The organism is Leifsonia sp. TF02-11, from assembly GCF_017565305.1.
Classification (GTDB): Bacteria; Actinomycetota; Actinomycetes; order Actinomycetales; family Microbacteriaceae; genus Leifsonia.
In genome coordinates, this window is sequence record NZ_JAGEKP010000017.1 from 1 (window position 1) to 19,271 (window position 19,271).

The following is a 19,271-nucleotide window of genomic DNA, read 5'->3' on the forward strand; positions in this document are numbered from 1 at the left end:
CTCGGAACCGCTTGGACAGCGCGTTCACCGACAACTCCTCGACGCGCGCCGCCCGACGAATCTCGGCAAATAGATCCACTCTCGACCCCAACTGACCCTCCTCGTCCAATACGAACGAGAACACGCTCAGGGGTTGGCCAAATCAAACCGTCACAGCCACACCGACAAGACCCACATTGGGCCAAATCGAGGTGACGAGCCTGGGCCACTTCAACCTGTCAGAAACACTCGCGCGAGCCCTTTGTCGCGGCGCCCACATTCAGCGGCAGCCGTGTTCGTGAGCTCACATACATGGTGCGAGAGACATTAATCCTGGACGAGTCTGCCGCTGACGGCTGGGATGAGGCACCTCCGCTTCTCACCATGCCGATCACGACCGCCGTGAAGACTACCGACGGAGCTCTCCGACGAATCTCGGTGTTGGACGAAATCGGTTCTATTCGCGGGTTCGACTCCCCACTGGTTGAAGCGCTTCGAGCGCAGGCTGTAATTGACTTCGACCATCAGCTAGACGAGCTCCGTTCTATTGGCCAGACATCGACGCAAGTACTCGCTCGAATGCTGACAGAGCGACGAGCGGTTGTTGACGATGAACGCGAACAGCGCGTTCGTGGCGAGGTCGTATCTCAGTCGTTCGCGAGTCTGTGCCTTGCTGGCATGCTCGACAATGACTTGACTTCCGACATCGCTTCGAACGCCGTCCAGATGAACCTGCTAGCCCTCGAAACGGATATTGACCCCGACGCCGCGAACGAAACCTCGGGAATGGTGGGCGGAAACTAGCTGTCTCCTTGGTTCCTCGGCTCAAGCATCGGGTAGCAGCCGCGCTATCCGCAGCGCGCGTGTCGCGTCTAGAACTGGCGACCGAAGCGTTCGGCAGGGGAAGGCGATAGGAGGGCCCGACTGCCAAAGTGCCTGCGTGCATCCGCTCTTAGCTTCTATCTCTTTTCGCCCAGGTCTCTCCTATCTCCGTCCTTGGTTCCTATCTCTCTTCCTTCGGTTTGGTCTCGTCTTGGGTTGTATCTGTTCATCAGTTCTATCCGTCGCTTCAGCTCCTTTTGGGCCGCCGCTTGAACCTGGTTGCAGAACGCCCGCGCAGTCGTACTCGTTCCAGAAACTCCGGAGACGCCGCAACCACGCCCGAGACGGCTCACACGGCAGAATCGCAATATGAATGGCGAACTCGCGGCGCTGATCGCGCTTTGTCTGCATGGCAATGATTGGCTCGCGTCAGGGACCGAGCGCCCACCCGCCCTCGATAGAGACAACTCAGCGTTCCGTTACGTCGAGAACGTGCACGTAACGTGTGCGCAGCGACGGCTGCTTGGTACCCGCAAGTGGGAGGCTGACGGTGTCGCCGAGTGGCTGCGATTCGTGAAGGACTCGGGCGGTCGCCGCCTGTCGCTGGTTGTTGGAGGCGCGCAGCCGGCTGATCTCCCGGCTCCGGTTGCGGCGTCGTTCGCGAATGGTGGCCGGTGGGCTCTAGTCGATGACGCCCTCACTCCGCACCTCTGGCAGTCGCATTGGGCTGTTCACGATCGGAACCGCACGGACCAGCGGATTTGGGCCGTGCAGCTCACGGGCGTCCCACTCGACCGGTCCGGGGTCGTGCAACCTCCATCGTCCTCGGCCCGAGATGATCTCCGGGCCGCGCTCGATGCGATCAAAGGGTTTGCGGAACGCGACGTCGACATCGCTGAGTGGGCCAGCTGGTTCACGGAGGCTCTGGGTCTGCTGGACGCACCCGAGCCTGCGATCCCGTACAACCCTGACCTCGCCCCGGAGGGCCTTCCGCTGGAGTCGCGCCAGCTCCTAGCCGCGGCGGTCAAATCATGGGTGTTCGGCGGGATGGGATCTTGGAACGACCTCGCCTACTCCGACGCGGCCCGCGGAGCGGAATACGACCAGCGAACCGACGAGCTCTATCGCAGCGTCCTCGCAGCGCTCATCGCCGTCACCGGTGGACCGCTGTCCGTCAGGGTATGAGCGCACTCAAGACGGCGTCGATGACCTTGCCGACGACGTGACCAAAGCCGGCGAGGAACCCACGCCTTGCGTCTCCCGGTCTGCGCTCGCGCGCGTGACGTCCCCCGCGACTTATCTCTTCGTTCTCGCTAGGCGTCATGTCTGCGGCGACTCACCTTCGATCAAACACGCGCGGGCGTTGAGAGCGGTGAGGCCGTTGAGCGCGGCGAGGGCTGCGCGAGAACCTCGGTAGGTCTGCGGGAATAGTCCACCGAATGCGTTGGAGCCCAGTGTCAACTGCAGCGGTTGCTCTTCGCCGTGCCAGTGCGCGGTGGAACGCAGCACGAACTGCGGAAGCACTCCCTCTGTCGCAGCCTGCTCGAGTGGAGTCAACACGCGCCAAGGAATCGAAGCGAGTTGTCGGGGCTGTTCTCCCGGATCGCCTCCCGCCCAGGCCGAGAGTGAGCCTCGATCTGCAACAACCGTGAGGAAGTACGGGATTCTCCTATACGGGATGTCGAGCGCGTCCACGTCAATGAATGGGCGGAAATCATCGCGTCGCGCGACGAGCACGACTGCATCGGGAAAGCGACGACGTAGCTCGGCGCGGCATCGAACGTTCGGCAGAACCCACAGCGGAAAACCAATGAGCGCCGCAACGAGCACTCCGCCGAGCACCACCATCCCAATGGTCAGCTCCGTCGAAGAACCTAGCGATGACGTCCGAATCCGCTCGATCATCATGAACACCAGGAAGATCAGCCAGAGGAGGGCAAACGCGTAGTACGCGACCCACCGGGTGAGGACTCGGGCTCGCAAAGCTCCCCTATTCGCGCTTAGTTGACGGTCGGCTCAGAGAAGCCGGATGGTGGCGAACAGACCGGAGATGAACATGATTGCGCCGATCACGACGGCCCCGCCGGCTCCCCATTTCAGGTTCCACGCCGTGTAGACAGTCTCGGCAGTCTTGTCGCCGAAAAACATAGAACCCGTTTTACGAAAAGACTCAGCCGCGCCCTCGGCATGACGCCAAAGCAGAACCCCAATGATCGCGAACACACCGCCGCTGAACATCGGGACGATTGCTCGCAACAGGTTGGGCACGCAATTTCTCCTCGCTCGGGTAGTCGAATTGTGGCACAAGGCAGCGGCGCGTCCCGTGGGCTCCACGCTGCTGAATCCGACAAATTTCGGATTTGCGCGTCAAATCCGGTTGGGAAACACAACGTGTAGGTATGAAGGCATTGGATTCGGACAGACCACCGCGAGAAAGCTCGCCCGCCGCGCCGAGGAGGGGGTCCATGAGCCCTCGCGCCGGCAGCCTGAGATGCAGTCTGCTCGCGTCAGCGTCGGTGGTCAGTCGCACGATGGCCGTGCGGTCCTCGGCCCGGTTAGGTCGGGAAACGGCCCAATTTCCATGAATTACTAGCGGGTTTCGGACATTTGGGCTGTTTGCGCGTCAAATCCGACTTGGAACCGGAAGTTCTAAGTAGAAGGACATTTTTTTGAAAGGGCAAGACTGTCCAGTTTCGGGAAGCCCGAGATGAGGCAAGCGGAGGTGAGTGCAGGTGCGAGGCGGTGTAGCCAGATGGAAGCGGGGACAGCAGTCCCACGGCGTCAAGCAAGCGGTCGACTACGCCTTCGGTGGCGTCTGTGACGCGACTCTCACCGCCAAAACCGCCGACGGTGTGATCGCCGCCGCAGGCTACGCCGACGCGGTCATGACCCGGTACATCGTCGAGAACGGGGCAATCCGCGACGACCTTCTCACCCGCGACCAACTGAAGGCTTGGGTCGACGGACTCGACCCACTCACGGGCGAGCATCGCGGCCGCGACCTGGAGTCGCCCGTCGCGGATCTGATTCTGGATGCGACGATCAACGCGCCGAAGTCGTTCTCCATCGCAGCCATGCTCGACCCCGATCTCGCCGCCGCGTATGAGGACCTCCAAGACCGAGTCCGCGACCGAATCGTGAAGCTGTGGCAGTCCGAGCTCAACGCGCGACGCGGCAAAGGCGGCGCCATCCGAGAAGACCTGGCTCGAATCGAAGTCGTCGAGCTCCGGCACGAACGCTCCCGCTCGTTGGATCCGCACAAGCACCGCCACCTCTGGCTCAACGTCAAAGTCCAAGGCCGAGACGGCAAATGGTCCAACATCGACACCCGGGTCGCGTTGCGGTTCCAGAACGTGATCAACGCCGAAGGCGACCTCGCCTCCCGCACCGACCCCGCCTGGATCAACGCACTCGCCGCTAAAGGCTTCTCCCTCAACGAGGCCGGGGAGATCGCCCAGCTGCAGTACCTGGTACGCCCACTGTCGAAGCGGTCCGCGCAGATCGAAGCCAATAAGGCCACGCGGATCGCGTGGTGGAAGCAGCAGCACCCCGGGCAGGAACCGTCACACGACGTGATGAACCAGATCGACCGATGGGCATGGGCAGCCGGTCGACCAAACAAGCCCGGCAATTTCGACGAAGACGACTGGGCCACGCTGGTCCGCGAGGAATTGATCGCGACCGACCCGCAGCTCGCACGCGAACGGCCCGGTGCGGAGCTCCATGCAGTAGCCGTTGCCGATCTCGACCTCGAGTTGCTCGCAGCCAAGGCGGTCGTCGATGCAGACACTCGATCAACGGGCACCGGCGGCCGATTCAGCGAGTGGGACATTCGTGCGGGCGCGATTCGTGCCATCGCGTCAACCGGCGCCAATGCCCCTCGGGATCGACTCGCAGAGGCCCTCGATTCCGTGGTCGACCTTGCTGGCTCCCACACCGTCGCTTTGCTCACCGAGCCTGGCATCCCGGCACACGTCAAGCGACTCATGGCTACCAACACCGCGCTTCTCAAGACAAAGCTCGCCAACCGAATCGAAAAGCTCTCCGTTGACGGGGTCGATGAGCGACAGGATGTTGTCGAAGCCATCGCTCATGCGGTCGAACCGGGTCGCCGCCTCGACGTTGAGCAGCTTGCGGGCGCCGCCGCGATCGCGGGAACCGCACGCAATGTCACCGTTTCCGGTGCCGCTGGTACCGGAAAGACCGCCATGCTCAGGATCGCCGCCGCGGCTCTCCGCCGTCACGGCCGGAACATGATCATCGTTGCACCGACGAAGAAGGCATCAATCGTCGCTGGACGCGAAACTCTGAGCGAGTCGTCGTCGCTGCATCAGCTCTTGTTTGACTACGGATGGCGCTGGAGGACCAACGAGGCCGGAGCCACCGAGTGGAGTCGGCTTGAGCAGGGGGCACACGATCCCTCGACAGGCCGGATCTACAGCGGCCCACGTATGCGGATCCGCCCGGCTGACCGCATCGTGGTTGATGAAGCCGGCATGCTCGACCTCGAGGCTGCCCGGGGCCTGGTCGATGTTGTTGAGCGCACCGGTGCAGATGTGGCGCTCATCGGCGACGAGCGCCAGGCCCTCCCGGTTGGGCACTCCGGAGCTATGGCACTCTTCTGGCGCCGCACCGAGTCGCGCGTGGAGATGACCACAAGCCATCGCTTCAAGGATCCCCACTGGGCAGAACTCACTCTTCGGGTGCGCGAACTCCGAGGTCAAGACACCGCGACCGAAGTCGCAGCCGAACTGATCCAAACTGGTCACGTCATCCGTACCGACAATGATGTCGAAGCCAGGCGAGCTATGGTCAGCGGCTGGTTCGAGGCGCAACAACGACGACAGTCGATAGCGCTCGTGACCGCCACACACGCAGAAGCGATGGCCGTCAATGAGTCTATCCAGGCTCAACGGATCTCAGCCGGTGCCCTCGGAACCGAGAGGGTCGCCACTGGTCAGGAGGGTCAGGCGATCTTCGTAGGCGACCTGGTGCAGACCCGGCGCAACGATGGCGGTGCCGGCGTCCAGAACAGGCAGACGTGGGTGGTCAGATCGATCATCAACGGAGACGTACTGCTGGCAGCGCCCAACGACACGTCAGATCTGCGAAGGATTCCCGCCAGCTATGCCGAATCGCACCTGCACCTCGCATATGCGACCACCGTCTACGGCGTCCAAGGTGAGACCACAGACGTTTCCATCGTCGGCCCTGGCGTCGACGCTGCCGGGCTGTACGTGGGCCTCACTCGCGGCAAGGAAGACAACAAGGCTATCGTCGTCGCTGCGACCGAATCGTCGGCAAAGGCCGAGCTCGCGGAATCGATGAACCGCCAAACCATCGAACCCACGGTCGAAGATTCGCGCGCATCTGCCCTCGCCGAACTCCGCCGAACCGCCCGCAGCCACCTCGGACCCTCGACTCCTACCACGCCAGCCCAATCCGCATCGATCGGCCTCAGGTAAGGGGCCCGGATGCTATTGCTTCGCCAAACCACCATCTCGGAAACGACGTCCAAGCGAGTTCACACCGTCCAATGTCGCGTTCTCGGAGTGGAACCCGAGCACTGCCAAGCCCAGGTCATCCGCCCGCCGTTTAGCCTGCGGAAGCACGCCCCCTGGCACGAAGATCAGCGCTTGCCGGCCATCAGGGTGCGCAACGGTCGCCACCCGTTCCACGAACTCGACATCGAGATTCCCCCGTCGATTGTCAACCCAACCCAGATAGCGAGAGCTGTAGAGGTCACATGCTCGACGAGCCTCACCGGCAGCGATCACGGTGTCGCTCGCTCCGAGGTAGATCATCCATCGAAAACACAGCTCTACGGCTTCGACATCGTTCGCGCCCCAGCGCATCGGCTCGGGATGCAGCATGTCCATGTCCACGGCTCCAGACTGCACCCGACCGCCGAGATCGCCGCAATGCATGTCGGTACTGAGAGCTAGGTTCGCTGCCATGGGGAGCATCACTCCATACGAGACATCGGCCGGTCGGCGGTATCGAGTCAGGTACCGCAAGCCCGATAATGCCCAGACCGACAAGCGTGGCTTCCGGACCAAACGCGACGCCGAGTTGTTCCTTGCCTCCATCGAGGTCCGGAAAGCAACCGGAGCGTACATCGACCCCTCGTTGAGCCGAGTGACGGTGGCGTCACTCTCTCGCGCGTTCCTCGCGAAGAAGGAGCGAGCACTGAAGCCCTCTTCGTTCGCACCCTTGGCCGCCGCCTGGAGAGTGCATGTCGAACCGCGCTGGGGCGAGGTGGAGATCCGAGCCATTCGTCCGTCCGACGTCGAGGAGTGGGTCCGCCAGCTCAGCCTCGGGATCGCCGAGAACGCCGGCCGGCGGAAGATCGCCGACGCGACGCCGCGCTCGGCGACGGTGGTCATTCGCGCAGTCGGCGTGCTCGCGGGGATCCTCGACACCGCGGTCAAGGACGGTCGGATCCCGAAGAACCCTGCGCGCGGCATCGACAATCTGCCGCGAAAGAGCTCTGAGAAGCCGCGTGTGTACCTCACACACACGCAAGTCGCTTCCCTGGTGCGAAGCATCGAAGATGACAACCTGGCGCTTCTGGTGTTGCTTCTGTCGTACACCGGCCTGCGCTGGGGTGAGGCGATCGCTCTTCGCCCGCGAGACGTCGACTTCGATCGTCATCGGATCTCGATCGTGCGCTCCGCGACGCAGGTCGACGGCTACGTGATCCTCGGAACGCCGAAGAGCTGGGAGCGTCGATCAGTCCCACTACCGACGATCGTCGGCGAACCAATCCGCAACGCCATCGCCGGCAAATCGAAAGACAGCTTGATCTTCGAGCGGCGCCACGGCGGGTTCCTGGGACGCCCGCACCATCGCGAGAACAACCCGTCATGGTTCGCGATCGCATTGGCCAACGCCGGCCTCGAGTACATGACCCCGCACGACCTGCGTCACACGGCTGCGAGCTTGGCGGTCAGCGCGGGCGCGAACATCAAAGTGTTGCAGAAGATGCTCGGCCACAAGAGCGCCGCAATGACCCTCGACGTCTACGCGGACCTATTCGACGAGGACCTCGACATGGTCGCGGTCCGACTCGACGAGGCGGCCGCGAAGTTGGCCACAAATCCCTGGAACAGGCAACTGGAATAGAGACGCGCGCGCTCGACGGTTGCCTCCCGCAAACTACGTTGCAACTCAGCAAGAAGCAGCACTGCTTGTCCATCTGTCCGTCCTGCCGTCCGGAACATATCGCCCACCACACAGCCGAGTGTGAGAGATGACACGATCATCCTCAACGCAATCGAGCGGTAAGGACCCGGCATTCGTTCAGAGGCCCAATGGTCATGCGTGTGTCGGCCGTGCTTGCAAGACTGATGCGAATCAGAACAAGTGGGGGACATATGAGCTGCAATGAACATCCTCGGCAGAAGCCGCCGGTCGACGCACCAATCACGACGTCGGCCGAGGACGACCTCGGACGGGCACCGGTTGCGCACGACTTCGCGGACTCGATCCGGGAACTCGACGCTAGCCAAGGGCTTGTAGTCGGTATCTTGGGGCCGTGGGGGCACGGTAAGAGCTCGTTCATCAACCTGATGCGTGAACAGTTTGAGACCGAGCCGGCTCTTACTGTCGTTGACTTCAACCCTTGGATGTTCTCTGGTTCTAACCAGCTCGTGAACTTCTTCTTCACCGAGATCGGGGCGGAGCTCAATGTTCGCAGCAAGAGCCGCTTTGGGAAGACTGCGGACTGGCTCGCTCAGTACGCCGGCATCCTCAAGCCAGTGTCACAGTTCATACCGCTTCCAGGCGCGGCGTTCGCAGGGGAAGCAGCGGCAGCTGCGCTAAGCGGACTGGCCGACACGACGAACGCTGATCGCAGCGCGAAGAAGGTGCGGGAAGAAATCACGAAGGAGCTCATCGCGCTCGCACAACCTATCGTGGTGGTCATCGACGACATCGACCGGCTCACCACAATCGAGATTCGCGAGATCTTCAAGCTCGTCCGTCTGACGGCGAGCTTTCCGAACATCATTTACGTGTTGGCCTTCGACAGAGATCGCGTGGAGCAGGCGCTCACGGAAGACGGCGTTCCCGGCCGAGCGTATCTTGAGAAGATTGTCCAGCTGAGCTTCGATGTGCCGCAGGCGCCGGAGAAACTGCTTCGGTCGCAGGTCTTCGAAGAACTGGATCGCATCATCGCCCCCGTCGCGAACGTCACACTCGACGAGAGCCGATGGAGCGACGTGTACTGGGAAGTGATCGACCCGCTGTTCTCGAACATGCGTGATGTGACGCGTTACGCGATCTCAGCCAGGTCAACCATCAAGAGCCTCGGCCAAGAAATCGATCTGATCGACCTTCTCGCAATGGAGGCACTTCGCGTCTTCCGTCCTGAACTCATCCAGCAGCTATCGAAGCTTCGAGCCCAACTCACAAACACGCGCGAGATCATGGGGCGCAAGGACGAAAAAGCTCAGAAGGCCATCTCTGTTCTGCTCGAAGAGTTCCCTGACGATGGCGAACTGATCCGGGCACTCTTCAGCCGTGTGTTCCCTGCGGCGGTGCAGTACATCGAAAACAGTCACTACGGATCTAGCTGGCTCGGCACGTGGCGAACCGCGCATCGGATGGCTCACATCGACTTCATCAGTCTCTACTTCGACCGTGTCGCACCGGACGAACTAGTTGCGTTCCGAAGCTCCGAGCGGGCCTTTGAACTCCTGAGCAATGGAGCAGCGCTCAAGGAGTATCTGACCGGGTTGGACCGTGAGCAGCTCGAGACCGTCCTCGAAGGCCTCACGTCGTATGAAGCAAAGTTCACGACCGACATGATCGTCCCGGCATCAATTACACTGCTGAACCTCATCGACACCATTCCCGAGAAGAAGCAGCGAGGCTTCTTCGACATAGGACGCCCTGACATCACTGTTGGCCGCGTTGTCCTGCGACTTCTGCGCCGAGTCGAAGATGAGGCAGAGCGAGAAGCCCTGGTCGCGCAAATCCTCGAGGGCATCGAGACGTACTCGTCGCAACTCAACTTCATCCACAGCATGGGCTATCGCGAAGGGACAGGACACAAACTCGTAAGTGAAGGGTTCGCGGCGCTGATGTACACGGAGTTTGTCGCACGCCTCCGGAGGACCCCACCAGCCGAGCCCTCGCGTGAATGGGACGCTTGGCGCCTCTACGACACTTTGAAGACAGAGACTGGCGAAACGCCGCTCACCCCGAGTGACGATCCCGTTCTGCTGCGAGCGGTGCTGCACTCGCTCAAGTCGACTGCACGGTCGCAGTCGATGGACTCCCGACAGGTGAGGTCCGAAGATCGGCTTGCTTGGGAGCTCCTCATCCGGGTGTTCGGATCCGAAGCCGCATTAGAGGAGGCCGTAGGCAAGGTTCGGAAGGCGCTCGGAGACGACGAAACGCTCCAGCTCGCGGACAAGTACCTGGCGGGTTGGAGACCCGAGACGTTTTGAACAGGTACAAGGCATGGCCTCGGAGTCCTCGCAAGAGCCGCGTCAGGCGTTCGATGCGCGAGTGCTCGTCCCATTCGCTTAATCCGTAACGTTGCGGGGACCTCTCATTGTTGAACCGGAGCTTGGTCAGATCGACGCTCCGTGTGCTTCTGGACCGTGAACTTAGTACAGTCGGGGGCTGGCTCGCTGTCGGCGCAATTCTTGTCGTCCGCGGACTTCATCGTCCGCGGTGCTCACTCGCATCTACGAGGACCCGGCATGCCACCGTCGGCCCGACGGAGCAGCCGCGGAATCAGGTGTGGGCAAAATGTGGGCAAACGGCCTTATCGCGCACCGACACACGAAACCGAAGAAGCCCCCGATCCCAGTGTTTCCAGGGGATCGGGGGCTTCTCGCCACCTGCGGTGTTGGGTGCGCCCCCAGGGACTTGAACCCTGAACCCATTGATTAAGAGTCAATTGCTCTGCCGATTGAGCTAGAGGCGCATTCGGTTCAGTTTCCCGGACCGAGGCTCAACATTAGCATCCGGGTCGGGCGGTTCGCCAATCGAGGGGCGTCGACGCGGAAGCCCGGGCGTGTCCGGGTGTCGGGCCGCTAGGCTCCTGGCGTGACCGATGCACGCGACTTCGACCGGCCCCTCTCCTCCGACCTGGCGCTCGCGCTCCGGCTCGCCGATCTCGCCGATGGGATCTCGTCCGCGCATTTCCGCGAGCGAGGCCTCCACATCGACACCAAGCCCGACCGTACGTTCGTCACCGAAGCGGATCTCGCCGTCGAGCGGGCGATCCGGGAGGCGCTGGCGGCCGACCGGCCCGACGACGGCATCCTCGGCGAGGAGTACGGCACGGAGGGCGACGCGAGCCGGCAGTGGATCATCGACCCGATCGACGGCACGTCCAACTACCTGCGCGGCGTGCCCGTGTGGGGCACGCTCATCGCGCTCGCGATCGACGGGAAACCGGTGATCGGCGTGGTCAGCTCCCCCGCTCTCGGCAAGCGCTGGTGGGCGGAGGTCGGCGACGGCGCGTGGACGACCGACGCCCCGGGTGCCCAGCCCCGCCCGATCCGGGTCTCCGCGGTCGCCGACCTCGAGCACGCCTCGATCAGCTTCCAGAGCATCGCCCAGTGGGATGAGGCCGGCTACCTCGACCGGCTCGTCGCCCTGACCCGGCGGGTGTGGCGCGACCGCGCGTACGGCGACATGTGGTCGTACATGCTGCTGGCCGAGGGCCTCCTCGACGCTGTCGGCGAGTTCGACGTGAAGACCTACGACCTGGCCGCGCTCATCCCGATCGTCGAGGAGGCCGGCGGTGCCTTCACCTCGGCGACCGGGGAGCCGGGCCCGGCCAACGGGTCGTCGCTGGCCTCCAACGGACTGCTGCACCCGGCCCTGCTCGAGGCGCTCGCGTAAGCGGCGCGCCGCACCGACTCAGACGCTCGCGAGCACCTCGTCCAGCTGCTCATACCCCTCGATGACCCCTTTCGCCTGACCCGACGCGACCATGCCGTCGCGGGCCTCCAAGGTCGGGTAGACGGCGTGGACGTGCAGCCTGCTGCGTCCGCCCTCGAGCGGCTCGAAGCGGATCGATTCGACGCTCACGACGTCCGGGTACCCTTCGAACTCGAACGTCTGGATGGCGAACTCGTTGTCGCGCACGACGTGGAAGACCCCGTTGAACGCGTACGACTCGTCTCCCACGGTGTGGACGTACCGATAGCGGCCGCCCGTCGTGAAGTCGAACTGCTCCAGGTCCATCTCGTAGCCACGCGGCCCAAGCCAGCGCTTGAACAGGTCCGGTTCCTTGTGCGCGCGGAAGACCAGCTCGACGGGATAGTCGAACTCGCGCTCGATGTCGATGAAGGGCAGGCCCTCCGGGGCGGTGATGGTGACGTCGTTCACTGTTCTCATTCCTTCTTCGTTTTCCGGCCGGTGGACGTGTCGGCGTCCGCGAGGGCGCCGAGCACGGTGTCGAGGGTGCGGAACCGCTGTTCGTGGATCAACCGGTAGCGGTCGATCCAGGAGGTGAGCTCTTCGAGCGCGCCTGGACGCAGGTGCACCGGTCGGCGCTGCGCGTCCCGGCTGCGCGTGACGAGCCCGGCCTCCTCCAGCACGCGGATGTGGCGGGACACCGCCTGGGTGGTGATCGCGAACGGTTCGGCGAGCTCGTTCACGGTCGCCGGACCCGAGCTGAGCCGGGTGATGATCGCCCGACGCACAGAGTCGGAGAGCGCCTGGAACGCCCGATCGAGCCGCTCGCTCACCGCGGGGACCGTGTCATCCGTCTGCATATTCGACTGTTTCCTTTATCAACACTTGTGTTGGGAATGCTACGCCGTGCGTCGCCGGGATGCAAGCGCCGCCACTCCCCTAGGCTCGACTGCGTGAGCACTCCACCAGACACGCCCGCCACGACCGCACCCGGCTCCGAACCACTCGTCCACATCGCCGGCTTCCGGATGGACTTCGGCCGCACGACCGTGATCCGCGACCTCTCCTTCGACATCGTGCGCGGTGAGACGTTCGGCTTCCTCGGCAGCAACGGCTCCGGCAAGACCACGACCATCCGCGCACTTCTCGGCATCTACCAGCCGACCGCAGGCGTCCTCCACATCGACGGCAAGGACTTCTCGCCGGAGACCGGCGAGCGCCTCGGGTACCTCCCGGAGGAGCGGGGGCTCTACAAGAAGGAGCCCGTCATCGACGTCATGGTCTACTTCGGCCGACTCAAGGGGCTCGGAGCCGAACAGGCCCGCCGGTGGTCGCGGGACTATCTGGAACGCGTCGGCATCGGGGACAAGGAGAAGACCCGGCTGGACAAGCTCTCCGGCGGCCAGCAGCAGAAGGTGCAGCTCGGCGTCACGATCATGAACCAGCCGGAACTGCTGATCCTCGACGAGCCGACCAAAGGCTTCGACCCCGTGAACCGCCGGCTGCTGATGGACATCATCGACGACCAGAAGCGCGCGGGCTCCACCGTAATGATGGTGACGCACCAGATGGAGGAGGTCGAGCGGCTCTGCGACCGCGTCATCCTCCTGAAAGACGGCGTCTCGCGCGCCTACGGCACCGTCTCGGAGGTGCAGGAGCAGTTCGGCGGAACCGTCGTGCACGTCGACCACGACGGTACGATCCCGGCCTCCCCCGCCTACCGCATCGCGAAGGACGAGGGCGGACACGCCGAGCTGGAGGTCGCGAACGACGCCGACACCGCCGCGATCCTGCGCTCGTTCGTGGAGACGGGCCTCCACGTCACGCGCTTCTCCCCCACCCGCAAATCGCTCGACGACATCTTCGTCGAGGTCTACGGCGCCTCCAGCCGCGAGGAGGACTGACCATGGCCCGCCACAACCTCTCCACCGTCATCGCTTTCGAGTTCACCCGAACGATCAAGAAGCGCAGCTTCTGGGCGGTGACGCTCATTCTCCCCATCCTGGTGTTCGGGCTGGGCGCGCTCCTCATCTCGGCCAATGTCAGCAGCGCGAACACCGCAGACCAGCAGAAGAACGCGCGCTTCGACTTCCTGTACGTCGACGCGTCGGGCCTGGTCGACCCGGCGATCGCGCACAGTTACGGCGGCAAGCAGATCGCGAGCAGCTCGGAGGGCGTCGAGGAGGTGCAGATCGGCGGCACCCCCGCGTTCTTCGACTATCCCGCCGACCCCTCGAAACAGGCGATCAAGGTCTACGGAGCCGACGCAGGCGTCTTCCAGAACAGCAAGTATTCGGCCGTCGCGCAGTCCCTGCTGTCGACCAGCGTCGAAGAGAAACTGTCCAGCCCGGTCGACGTCAACATCCTGCGCGGCGAGACCAACACGACGACCACCACGTTCAAGGACGGGGCCGTCGCACCGGGATTCGAAGCCATCCTGCCCGCGCTCATCTTCTTGGCCGCGTTCTTCGTTGTCATCGTCTTCCTCGGCAATCAGATGCTGAACTCCACCCTGGAGGAGAAGGAGAACCGCGTCACGGAGATGATCCTGACGACGATCAACCCGACCAACCTCCTGGTCGGCAAGGTGGTGTCGCTGTTCGCGGTTGGTCTCATCCAGATCGCGGTGTTCGCGCTGCCGGTGGTCGTCGGCTATCTGTTCTTCCGCGACCAGCTCGCCATCCCGAACCTCGATCTGAGCAGCCTCGTCTTCGACCCGCAGAAGATGATCGTCGGTGCGCTGATCACGATCGGCGGCTTCGCACTCTTCACCGGAACGCTGGTGGCGGTGGGCGCGGTCATGCCGACCGCTAAGGACGCCGCACCGTTCTTCTCCGTCGTGATCTTCGCGGTGGTCATCCCGCTCTACGCGTCGAGCTACGCCGTCAGCACGCCGGAAGCGCCGATCGTGCAGATCCTGGCGTACTTCCCGTACACCGCTCCGATCACGGCGCTCATCCTCAACGCCTTCGGCTCGCTGCCGCTCTGGCAGGCGATCGTGATCATCGTCGAGCTGTTCGCGCTGTCGTACGTGGTGCTGCGACTGGCGGTGCGGTTGTTCCGCTACGGCTCGATCGAGTACTCGAGCAAGGTCAGGATCCGGGACGTGCTCGGCCGCCGCTCCGGCCCGGAACGTACGGCGGTCCGCTGATGCGCGCGATCGTCGTCCCGCAGCCCGGCGAGGCGGACGTCCTGACCCTGGCCGAGGTCGCCGAGCCGCTTCCGGCACCGGGCGAGGTGCGCATCCGGGTGATCGCCGCCGGGCTCAACGGCGCCGACCTGAGCCAGCGCCGCGGCTACTATCCGTCGCCGCCCGGCGCGCCCGAGTGGCCGGGTCTCGAGGTCTCCGGCGTCATCGACGCGATCGGCGACGCTGTCGAGCCGGGGCGCTGGCGCGAGGGCGATCTCGTCTGCGCCCTGCTGCCGGGAGGAGGCTACGCGGAGCTCGTCACGGTCGACGCCGGCCTGGTGCTGCCGGTCCCGGAGGGCGTCGACCCGGTGGAGGCCGCCGGCCTTCCCGAAGTCGCAGCCACGGTCTGGTCGAACGTGTTCGACCTCGGGGGCCTGGCTGCCGGCGAGACTCTGCTCGTCCACGGCGGGTCGAGCGGGATCGGTTCGATGGCGATCCAGCTGGCACGCGCACTCGGGTCGCACGCGATCGCGACGGCGGGCAGCCCGGAGAAAGCGGCGTTCTGCCGCTCGCTCGGCGCCGAGGCGGCCGTAGACTACCGCACCGACGACTTCGTCGCCGCGGTCCTCGCGTTCACGGACGGCCGCGGCGCCGACGTCGTGCTCGACATCGTCGGAGGCGACTACATCGCTCGCGATCTGGCGGCGCTCGCCACCGGAGGCCGGATCATGTCGATCGCGGTCCGCGACCGCACCCCGGCCGCCGTCGACATGGGGCTGCTGATGCACAAGCGCGCCCGCATCCAGGGCACGACGCTGCGCGCCCGCCCGCTGGCCGAGCGCGTCGCCGTCATCGCGGCCGTGCGCGAGCACGTCTGGCCGCTGCTGGCGGCCGGCGAGGTGCGCCCGGTCATCGACTCGGTGTTCCCCTTCACAGACGCGGTTCAGGCGCATCGGCGGATGGAGTCGTCCGCGCACCTCGGGAAGATCCTGCTGCGCGTCTCCTGACGAGGACGTCGGCGAGCGTCGCGACCGCCGCACCGACGGCGTACGCGAGCAGATCGGTCGCCTGGAACGTCGACCCCAGCACCAGCTCGGCGCCGGGGACGGTGGCCGACAACCGCGCGGGCACGCCGGTGAGCTGGAACAGCTCCACCGCGACACACACCGCCAGGCCGATGGCCCCCACCGCGACGCTCGGCGCGCGCGGCGCCACGATGGCGACCAGCACGACCATCAGCACGGCATAGAGCGCGTCCGCCACGAACCCGCCGGCCCAGCCGCCGGCCAGGCCGTGGACGGCCAGGCCGGTCGCGATGGTTGCGACGGCGGCGACGAGCAGAATGGCGCGTCGGCGACGGGTGAAGGTGCTCATCCTCCGACGCTAGCGGCGCGGCGCGGGTCACCTCGTCGTCCGGATGTCGGATCCCGCCTCCTTCGGTGGGAGGATCGAGGACATGACCTCGCTCCCGTCCGACGAAGCCCTGCTCGCCCTGCCGAAAGCCGAGCTCCACCTCCACATCGAAGGCACGCTGGAGCCGGAGCTCGCGTTCGAGCTCGCCGGCCGCAACGGGGTGGATCTGCCGTACGCGTCGGTCGAGGAGCTCGCCGCCCGGTACGAGTTCTCCGACCTGCAGTCGTTCCTCGACCTGTACTACGCGACGATGGCGGTGCTGCGCACCGAGGACGACTTCGCCGAGCTCACCCGGCGGTACCTCCGCACGGCCGCCGCCCAGGGCCTCGGCCATGTCGAGCTGTTCTTCGACCCGCAGGCGCACGTGAGCCGCGGTATCGCGCTGGAAGCGGTCGTCGACGGCATCAGCGGCGCCCTGGCCGAGGCGGAGCGCGACCTCGACATCTCCAGCGGACTCATCCTGTGCTTCCTGCGGGACCAGCCGGTGGAGTCGGCCGATGCGGTGCTCAGCGCCGCGCTCACCCGGCCGGAGCGGTTGCTCGGCGTCGGGCTGGACTCCGCGGAGGTCGGCTACCCGCCCGAGCTGTTCGCGGGGGTCTTCGCCCGAGCGAAGGAGGCCGGACTGCACACGGTCGCCCACGCGGGCGAAGAGGGCCCGCCCGCCTACATCCGCCAGGCGCTCGACGTGCTCGGGGTCGAACGGATCGACCACGGCATCCGGGCGGCGGAGGATCCGGAACTGCTGGCGCGCCTCGCCGCGGAGGGCGTCCCCCTCACGGTGTGCCCGCTGTCGAACGTGCGCCTACGCACCGTGCCCGATCTCGCCGACCATCCGCTGCTGGCTCTCGACGCCGCCGGAGTGCGGGTGACCATCAACTCCGACGACCCCGCCTACTTCGGCGGCTACGTCGGCCGCAACTACCTCGCCGTCCGCGACGCGCTCGGCGTCGACGCTGCGACGGCCGAGCGGTTCGCCCGCACCTCGATCGACGTGTCGTTCGCGTCCGCCGCGCGCAAGGCGGCGCTGCAGCGCGAGGTGGACGCGTGGCGGGGATGAGCGACGCGCCGCCACCCTCTGGCGCTGTCACCCGCCCGGACGGCCGACAGGTCCGATACTTCGACACCGGAGGCGCCGAGGATGCTCCCGTGCTGGTCTGGCATCACGGGACGCCGCAGACCGGCGCCGTCATCGAGCCGGTGGCCTCTGAGGCCGCGGCCAGGGGGCTCCGAGTGGTCTCCTGCGCTCGTCCCGGCTACCCCGGGTCCGACCCGCTCCCCGGCCGCAGTGTCGCCGACGCGGCCGCGGATGTGATCGCGGTGCTCGACACGCTGGGCATCGAACGCTTCGCGACGATGGGCGCCTCGGGTGGCGGCCCGCACGCGCTCGCCTGCGCTGCACTCGCGCCGAAGCGGGCCGCGGCCGTCGTCACCTTCGCCGGAATCGCCCCGTACTGGGGCGATGTCGACTGGTTCGCCGGAATGGCCGATCCGGGTGGGCTCCGCTCGGCGCTCGCGGGCCGGCCGGCGCGACTCGCCCACGCCGAGACGGCGGAATTCGAGCCGGAATCGTTCACGTCCCGCGACTACGAGGTGCTCGGGGCGACCTGGTCGGCACTCGGCGCCGACGCCGGCGCAGGTGCAGCCTCCGGCCCGGACGGCGAGGTGGACGACGATGTCGCGTTCGTTTCGTCGTGGGGAGTCGAGCTGGCCGCGGTGTCAGCACCGGCGCTCCTCGTCCAGGGCGGCAGGGACCGCGTCATCCCGGCGACCCACGCCGGCTGGATGCTCGAGCGGATCCGCCGCGGCGAACTGTGGCTGCGGCCACGGGAGGGGCACGTGTCGGTGCTGACCGCGCTGGGTGTGGCGCTGGACTGGGTGGTGGCGGCCTCCGCGGGCTGACGCGCGTTCCCGATGGAGAGCTCGCGACGACGACGACCACCGCTCCGTTCGAGCCAACCGTCAACAACTCATGCAATCCTCTCTACGCGCGACCTCTCGAATTCGCCACTCCAAGCTCATGAGGTCCATCTCCCTCACCCGATTGGTGAGGCCGAGTGGGAGGCCGAGCAGGACGCGTAGCGCCTCCCACGCCGTCATGTTTCCCACCATTCCGGCCACCGGCGCAATGCTCCCGCCAGCGCTTGTCCGACCCTTGACGGTGGTCATGGAGACTCTGTCGTGATCATCGCGTGTCGCCTCTCTGATGCATCGCCAGCATCGCGATCGGCCGGGCATGACCGTCACACCGGGACATCCGATGTTCCCTCCGTACGCTCCACCGACGATATGCGGGACGCCTGCGGCCTGCGCGCTCTCGGCCACAACGTCGGACAAGGTGAATGGATCGGGATCGTCTCCGCAGCTGATGACGAGGTCGGCATCGTCGAGGATGTCAGCGAGGTCTGCCACCTCCTGGATTGATCGTCGGTGACCGGTCACCACCGCGCCGTCGTTCACGTCGGCGATCCTCTCCGCAGCGGCGACTACTTTGGCCTGACCTACGTCAGCCGTCGAATACAGGGCCTGCCGGTTCAAGTTCGACAGTTCGACGACATCAGGATCCACGATGTGGAGCCGCCCGACTCCGGCCGACGCCAACGAGTGCAGCGCCCAGGATCCGACACCGCCGATGCCGACGACGACGACTTTTGCCGTGCCGAGCCGGTCCTGCAGCTGTCGCGGCGAGGCAGGGAGGTGGTCAAAGGTCGCGATGAACTCTTCGAACAGAAGGCCCTGACGGGCGTACCGCGTATCGCCGGCCCAGCTCTCCCCCCGGCAGAGGAGGCGCTCTCTTCGAAGGAGTTCGAGGCAGTCGTCGACGGTGCTCGGGTCGTCGTCGGACGATGCGGCGAATGCAGCCCGGAGTTCGGCGACCGAACGCGTGCCATCGACAAGCGGAATCAGTTCGATGACGGGGTCGGTCGCACGGAACTCTTTGACGCGAAGATCGCTCAGGGAGACGAACTGAAGGAGGTCGTCGTGCCGAAAGACGAGAACGCTGTTTCGGAGGCGAGGGGGACTCTGAATTGTTTCCATGAGATTT

General features: G+C 65.1%; 18 protein-coding genes and 1 tRNA gene. 11 read left to right on the top strand and 8 right to left on the bottom strand.

Annotated features, from left to right (window positions below; genetic code table 11):
- Positions 1–363: 363 nt before the first annotated feature.
- Together JNB50_RS18960 and JNB50_RS18965 are read left to right on the top strand one after the other, a co-directional pair.
- Complete coding sequence (locus JNB50_RS18960; RefSeq protein WP_208041711.1) at positions 364–783, top strand: hypothetical protein; 420 nt, start codon at positions 364–366, stop codon at positions 781–783.
- A 387-nt stretch (positions 784–1,170) separates the two neighbouring features.
- Entirely contained in the window at positions 1,171–1,986 is an 816-nt protein-coding gene (locus JNB50_RS18965; RefSeq protein ID WP_208041712.1) for a hypothetical protein, read from the top strand.
- Between the two features lie 135 nt (positions 1,987–2,121).
- Here the strand turns inward: JNB50_RS18965 and JNB50_RS18970 are convergent, their stop codons facing one another.
- Both JNB50_RS18970 and JNB50_RS18975 read right to left on the bottom strand, forming a co-directional pair.
- Positions 2,122–2,715 carry a hypothetical protein gene (locus JNB50_RS18970; RefSeq protein WP_208041713.1) on the bottom strand — a complete coding sequence of 198 codons (594 nt, stop codon included), beginning with the start codon at positions 2,713–2,715 and terminating at the stop codon, positions 2,122–2,124.
- Between the two features lie 102 nt (positions 2,716–2,817).
- Complete coding sequence (locus tag JNB50_RS18975) at positions 2,818–3,069, bottom strand: hypothetical protein (protein WP_208041714.1); 252 nt, start codon at positions 3,067–3,069, stop codon at positions 2,818–2,820.
- Positions 3,070–3,533: 464 nt separating this feature from the next.
- Here JNB50_RS18975 and JNB50_RS18980 point away from each other — a divergent pair, with 464 nt between their 5' ends.
- Positions 3,534–6,266 (top strand): AAA family ATPase, encoded by a 2,733-nt coding sequence (locus tag JNB50_RS18980; RefSeq protein ID WP_208041715.1) that lies wholly within the window; start codon positions 3,534–3,536, stop codon positions 6,264–6,266.
- 12 nt (positions 6,267–6,278) lie between these two features.
- Here JNB50_RS18980 and JNB50_RS18985 read toward each other — a convergent pair whose 3' ends face one another.
- Positions 6,279–6,758, bottom strand: a complete 480-nt coding sequence (locus JNB50_RS18985) for a hypothetical protein (protein ID WP_208041716.1) — start codon at positions 6,756–6,758, stop codon at positions 6,279–6,281.
- Here JNB50_RS18985 and JNB50_RS18990 point away from each other — a divergent pair.
- Together JNB50_RS18990 and JNB50_RS18995 are read left to right on the top strand one after the other, a co-directional pair.
- On the top strand, positions 6,757–7,926 hold the full coding sequence (locus JNB50_RS18990) for a tyrosine-type recombinase/integrase (RefSeq protein ID WP_208041717.1): 1,170 nt from the start codon (positions 6,757–6,759) through the stop codon (positions 7,924–7,926). The genes JNB50_RS18985 and JNB50_RS18990 overlap by 2 nt on opposite strands.
- 251 nt (positions 7,927–8,177) lie before the next feature.
- On the top strand, positions 8,178–10,256 hold the full coding sequence (locus tag JNB50_RS18995; RefSeq protein ID WP_208041718.1) for a P-loop NTPase fold protein: 2,079 nt from the start codon (positions 8,178–8,180) through the stop codon (positions 10,254–10,256).
- 412 nt (positions 10,257–10,668) lie between these two features.
- Here JNB50_RS18995 and JNB50_RS19000 read toward each other — a convergent pair.
- Positions 10,669–10,741, bottom strand: a tRNA-Lys gene (locus tag JNB50_RS19000).
- A gap of 122 nt (positions 10,742–10,863) precedes the next feature.
- Between JNB50_RS19000 and JNB50_RS19005 the strand changes: the two genes are divergently transcribed.
- Positions 10,864–11,667 (top strand): inositol monophosphatase family protein, encoded by an 804-nt coding sequence (locus JNB50_RS19005; protein ID WP_208041719.1) that lies wholly within the window; start codon positions 10,864–10,866, stop codon positions 11,665–11,667.
- A gap of 18 nt (positions 11,668–11,685) precedes the next feature.
- On the opposite strand, the gene JNB50_RS19010 is transcribed toward JNB50_RS19005, so the two are convergent.
- Both JNB50_RS19010 and JNB50_RS19015 read right to left on the bottom strand, forming a co-directional pair.
- The gene (locus tag JNB50_RS19010) at positions 11,686–12,165 is read right to left on the bottom strand and encodes an SRPBCC family protein (RefSeq protein ID WP_208041720.1); all 480 of its coding nucleotides are present in this window, start codon (positions 12,163–12,165) and stop codon (positions 11,686–11,688) included.
- Positions 12,162–12,545 (bottom strand): helix-turn-helix transcriptional regulator, encoded by a 384-nt coding sequence (locus JNB50_RS19015; protein WP_208041721.1) that lies wholly within the window; start codon positions 12,543–12,545, stop codon positions 12,162–12,164. Before JNB50_RS19015 ends, JNB50_RS19010 begins: the two co-directional genes overlap by 4 nt.
- A 168-nt stretch (positions 12,546–12,713) precedes the next feature.
- Between JNB50_RS19015 and JNB50_RS19020 the strand changes: the two genes are divergently transcribed.
- From JNB50_RS19020 to JNB50_RS19030, 3 genes are read left to right on the top strand one after another with little or no spacing between them, the layout of a single operon-like run.
- On the top strand, positions 12,714–13,589 hold the full coding sequence (locus JNB50_RS19020; RefSeq protein WP_208041828.1) for an ABC transporter ATP-binding protein: 876 nt from the start codon (positions 12,714–12,716) through the stop codon (positions 13,587–13,589).
- A gap of 2 nt (positions 13,590–13,591) precedes the next feature.
- Positions 13,592–14,836: an ABC transporter permease gene (locus JNB50_RS19025; protein ID WP_208041722.1), complete on the top strand. Its 1,245-nt coding sequence runs from the start codon at positions 13,592–13,594 to the stop codon at positions 14,834–14,836.
- Positions 14,836–15,822: an NAD(P)H-quinone oxidoreductase gene (locus JNB50_RS19030; protein WP_208041723.1), complete on the top strand. Its 987-nt coding sequence runs from the start codon at positions 14,836–14,838 to the stop codon at positions 15,820–15,822. The genes JNB50_RS19025 and JNB50_RS19030 overlap by 1 nt, the downstream gene beginning before the upstream one ends.
- Here the strand turns inward: JNB50_RS19030 and JNB50_RS19035 are convergent.
- Positions 15,746–16,189 carry a DUF2809 domain-containing protein gene (locus JNB50_RS19035; protein ID WP_208041724.1) on the bottom strand — a complete coding sequence of 148 codons (444 nt, stop codon included), beginning with the start codon at positions 16,187–16,189 and terminating at the stop codon, positions 15,746–15,748. The two genes, JNB50_RS19030 and JNB50_RS19035, sit on opposite strands and share 77 nt — an antisense overlap.
- A gap of 82 nt (positions 16,190–16,271) precedes the next feature.
- Here JNB50_RS19035 and JNB50_RS19040 point away from each other — a divergent pair, with 82 nt between their 5' ends.
- Together JNB50_RS19040 and JNB50_RS19045 are read left to right on the top strand one after the other, a co-directional pair.
- Complete coding sequence (locus JNB50_RS19040) at positions 16,272–17,285, top strand: adenosine deaminase (protein WP_208041725.1); 1,014 nt, start codon at positions 16,272–16,274, stop codon at positions 17,283–17,285.
- Complete coding sequence (locus JNB50_RS19045; protein WP_208041829.1) at positions 17,282–18,127, top strand: alpha/beta fold hydrolase; 846 nt, start codon at positions 17,282–17,284, stop codon at positions 18,125–18,127. Before JNB50_RS19040 ends, JNB50_RS19045 begins: the two co-directional genes overlap by 4 nt.
- A gap of 60 nt (positions 18,128–18,187) precedes the next feature.
- On the opposite strand, the gene JNB50_RS19050 is transcribed toward JNB50_RS19045, so the two are convergent.
- The gene (locus JNB50_RS19050; RefSeq protein WP_208041726.1) at positions 18,188–19,264 is read right to left on the bottom strand and encodes a ThiF family adenylyltransferase; all 1,077 of its coding nucleotides are present in this window, start codon (positions 19,262–19,264) and stop codon (positions 18,188–18,190) included.
- Positions 19,265–19,271 lie beyond the last annotated feature (7 nt).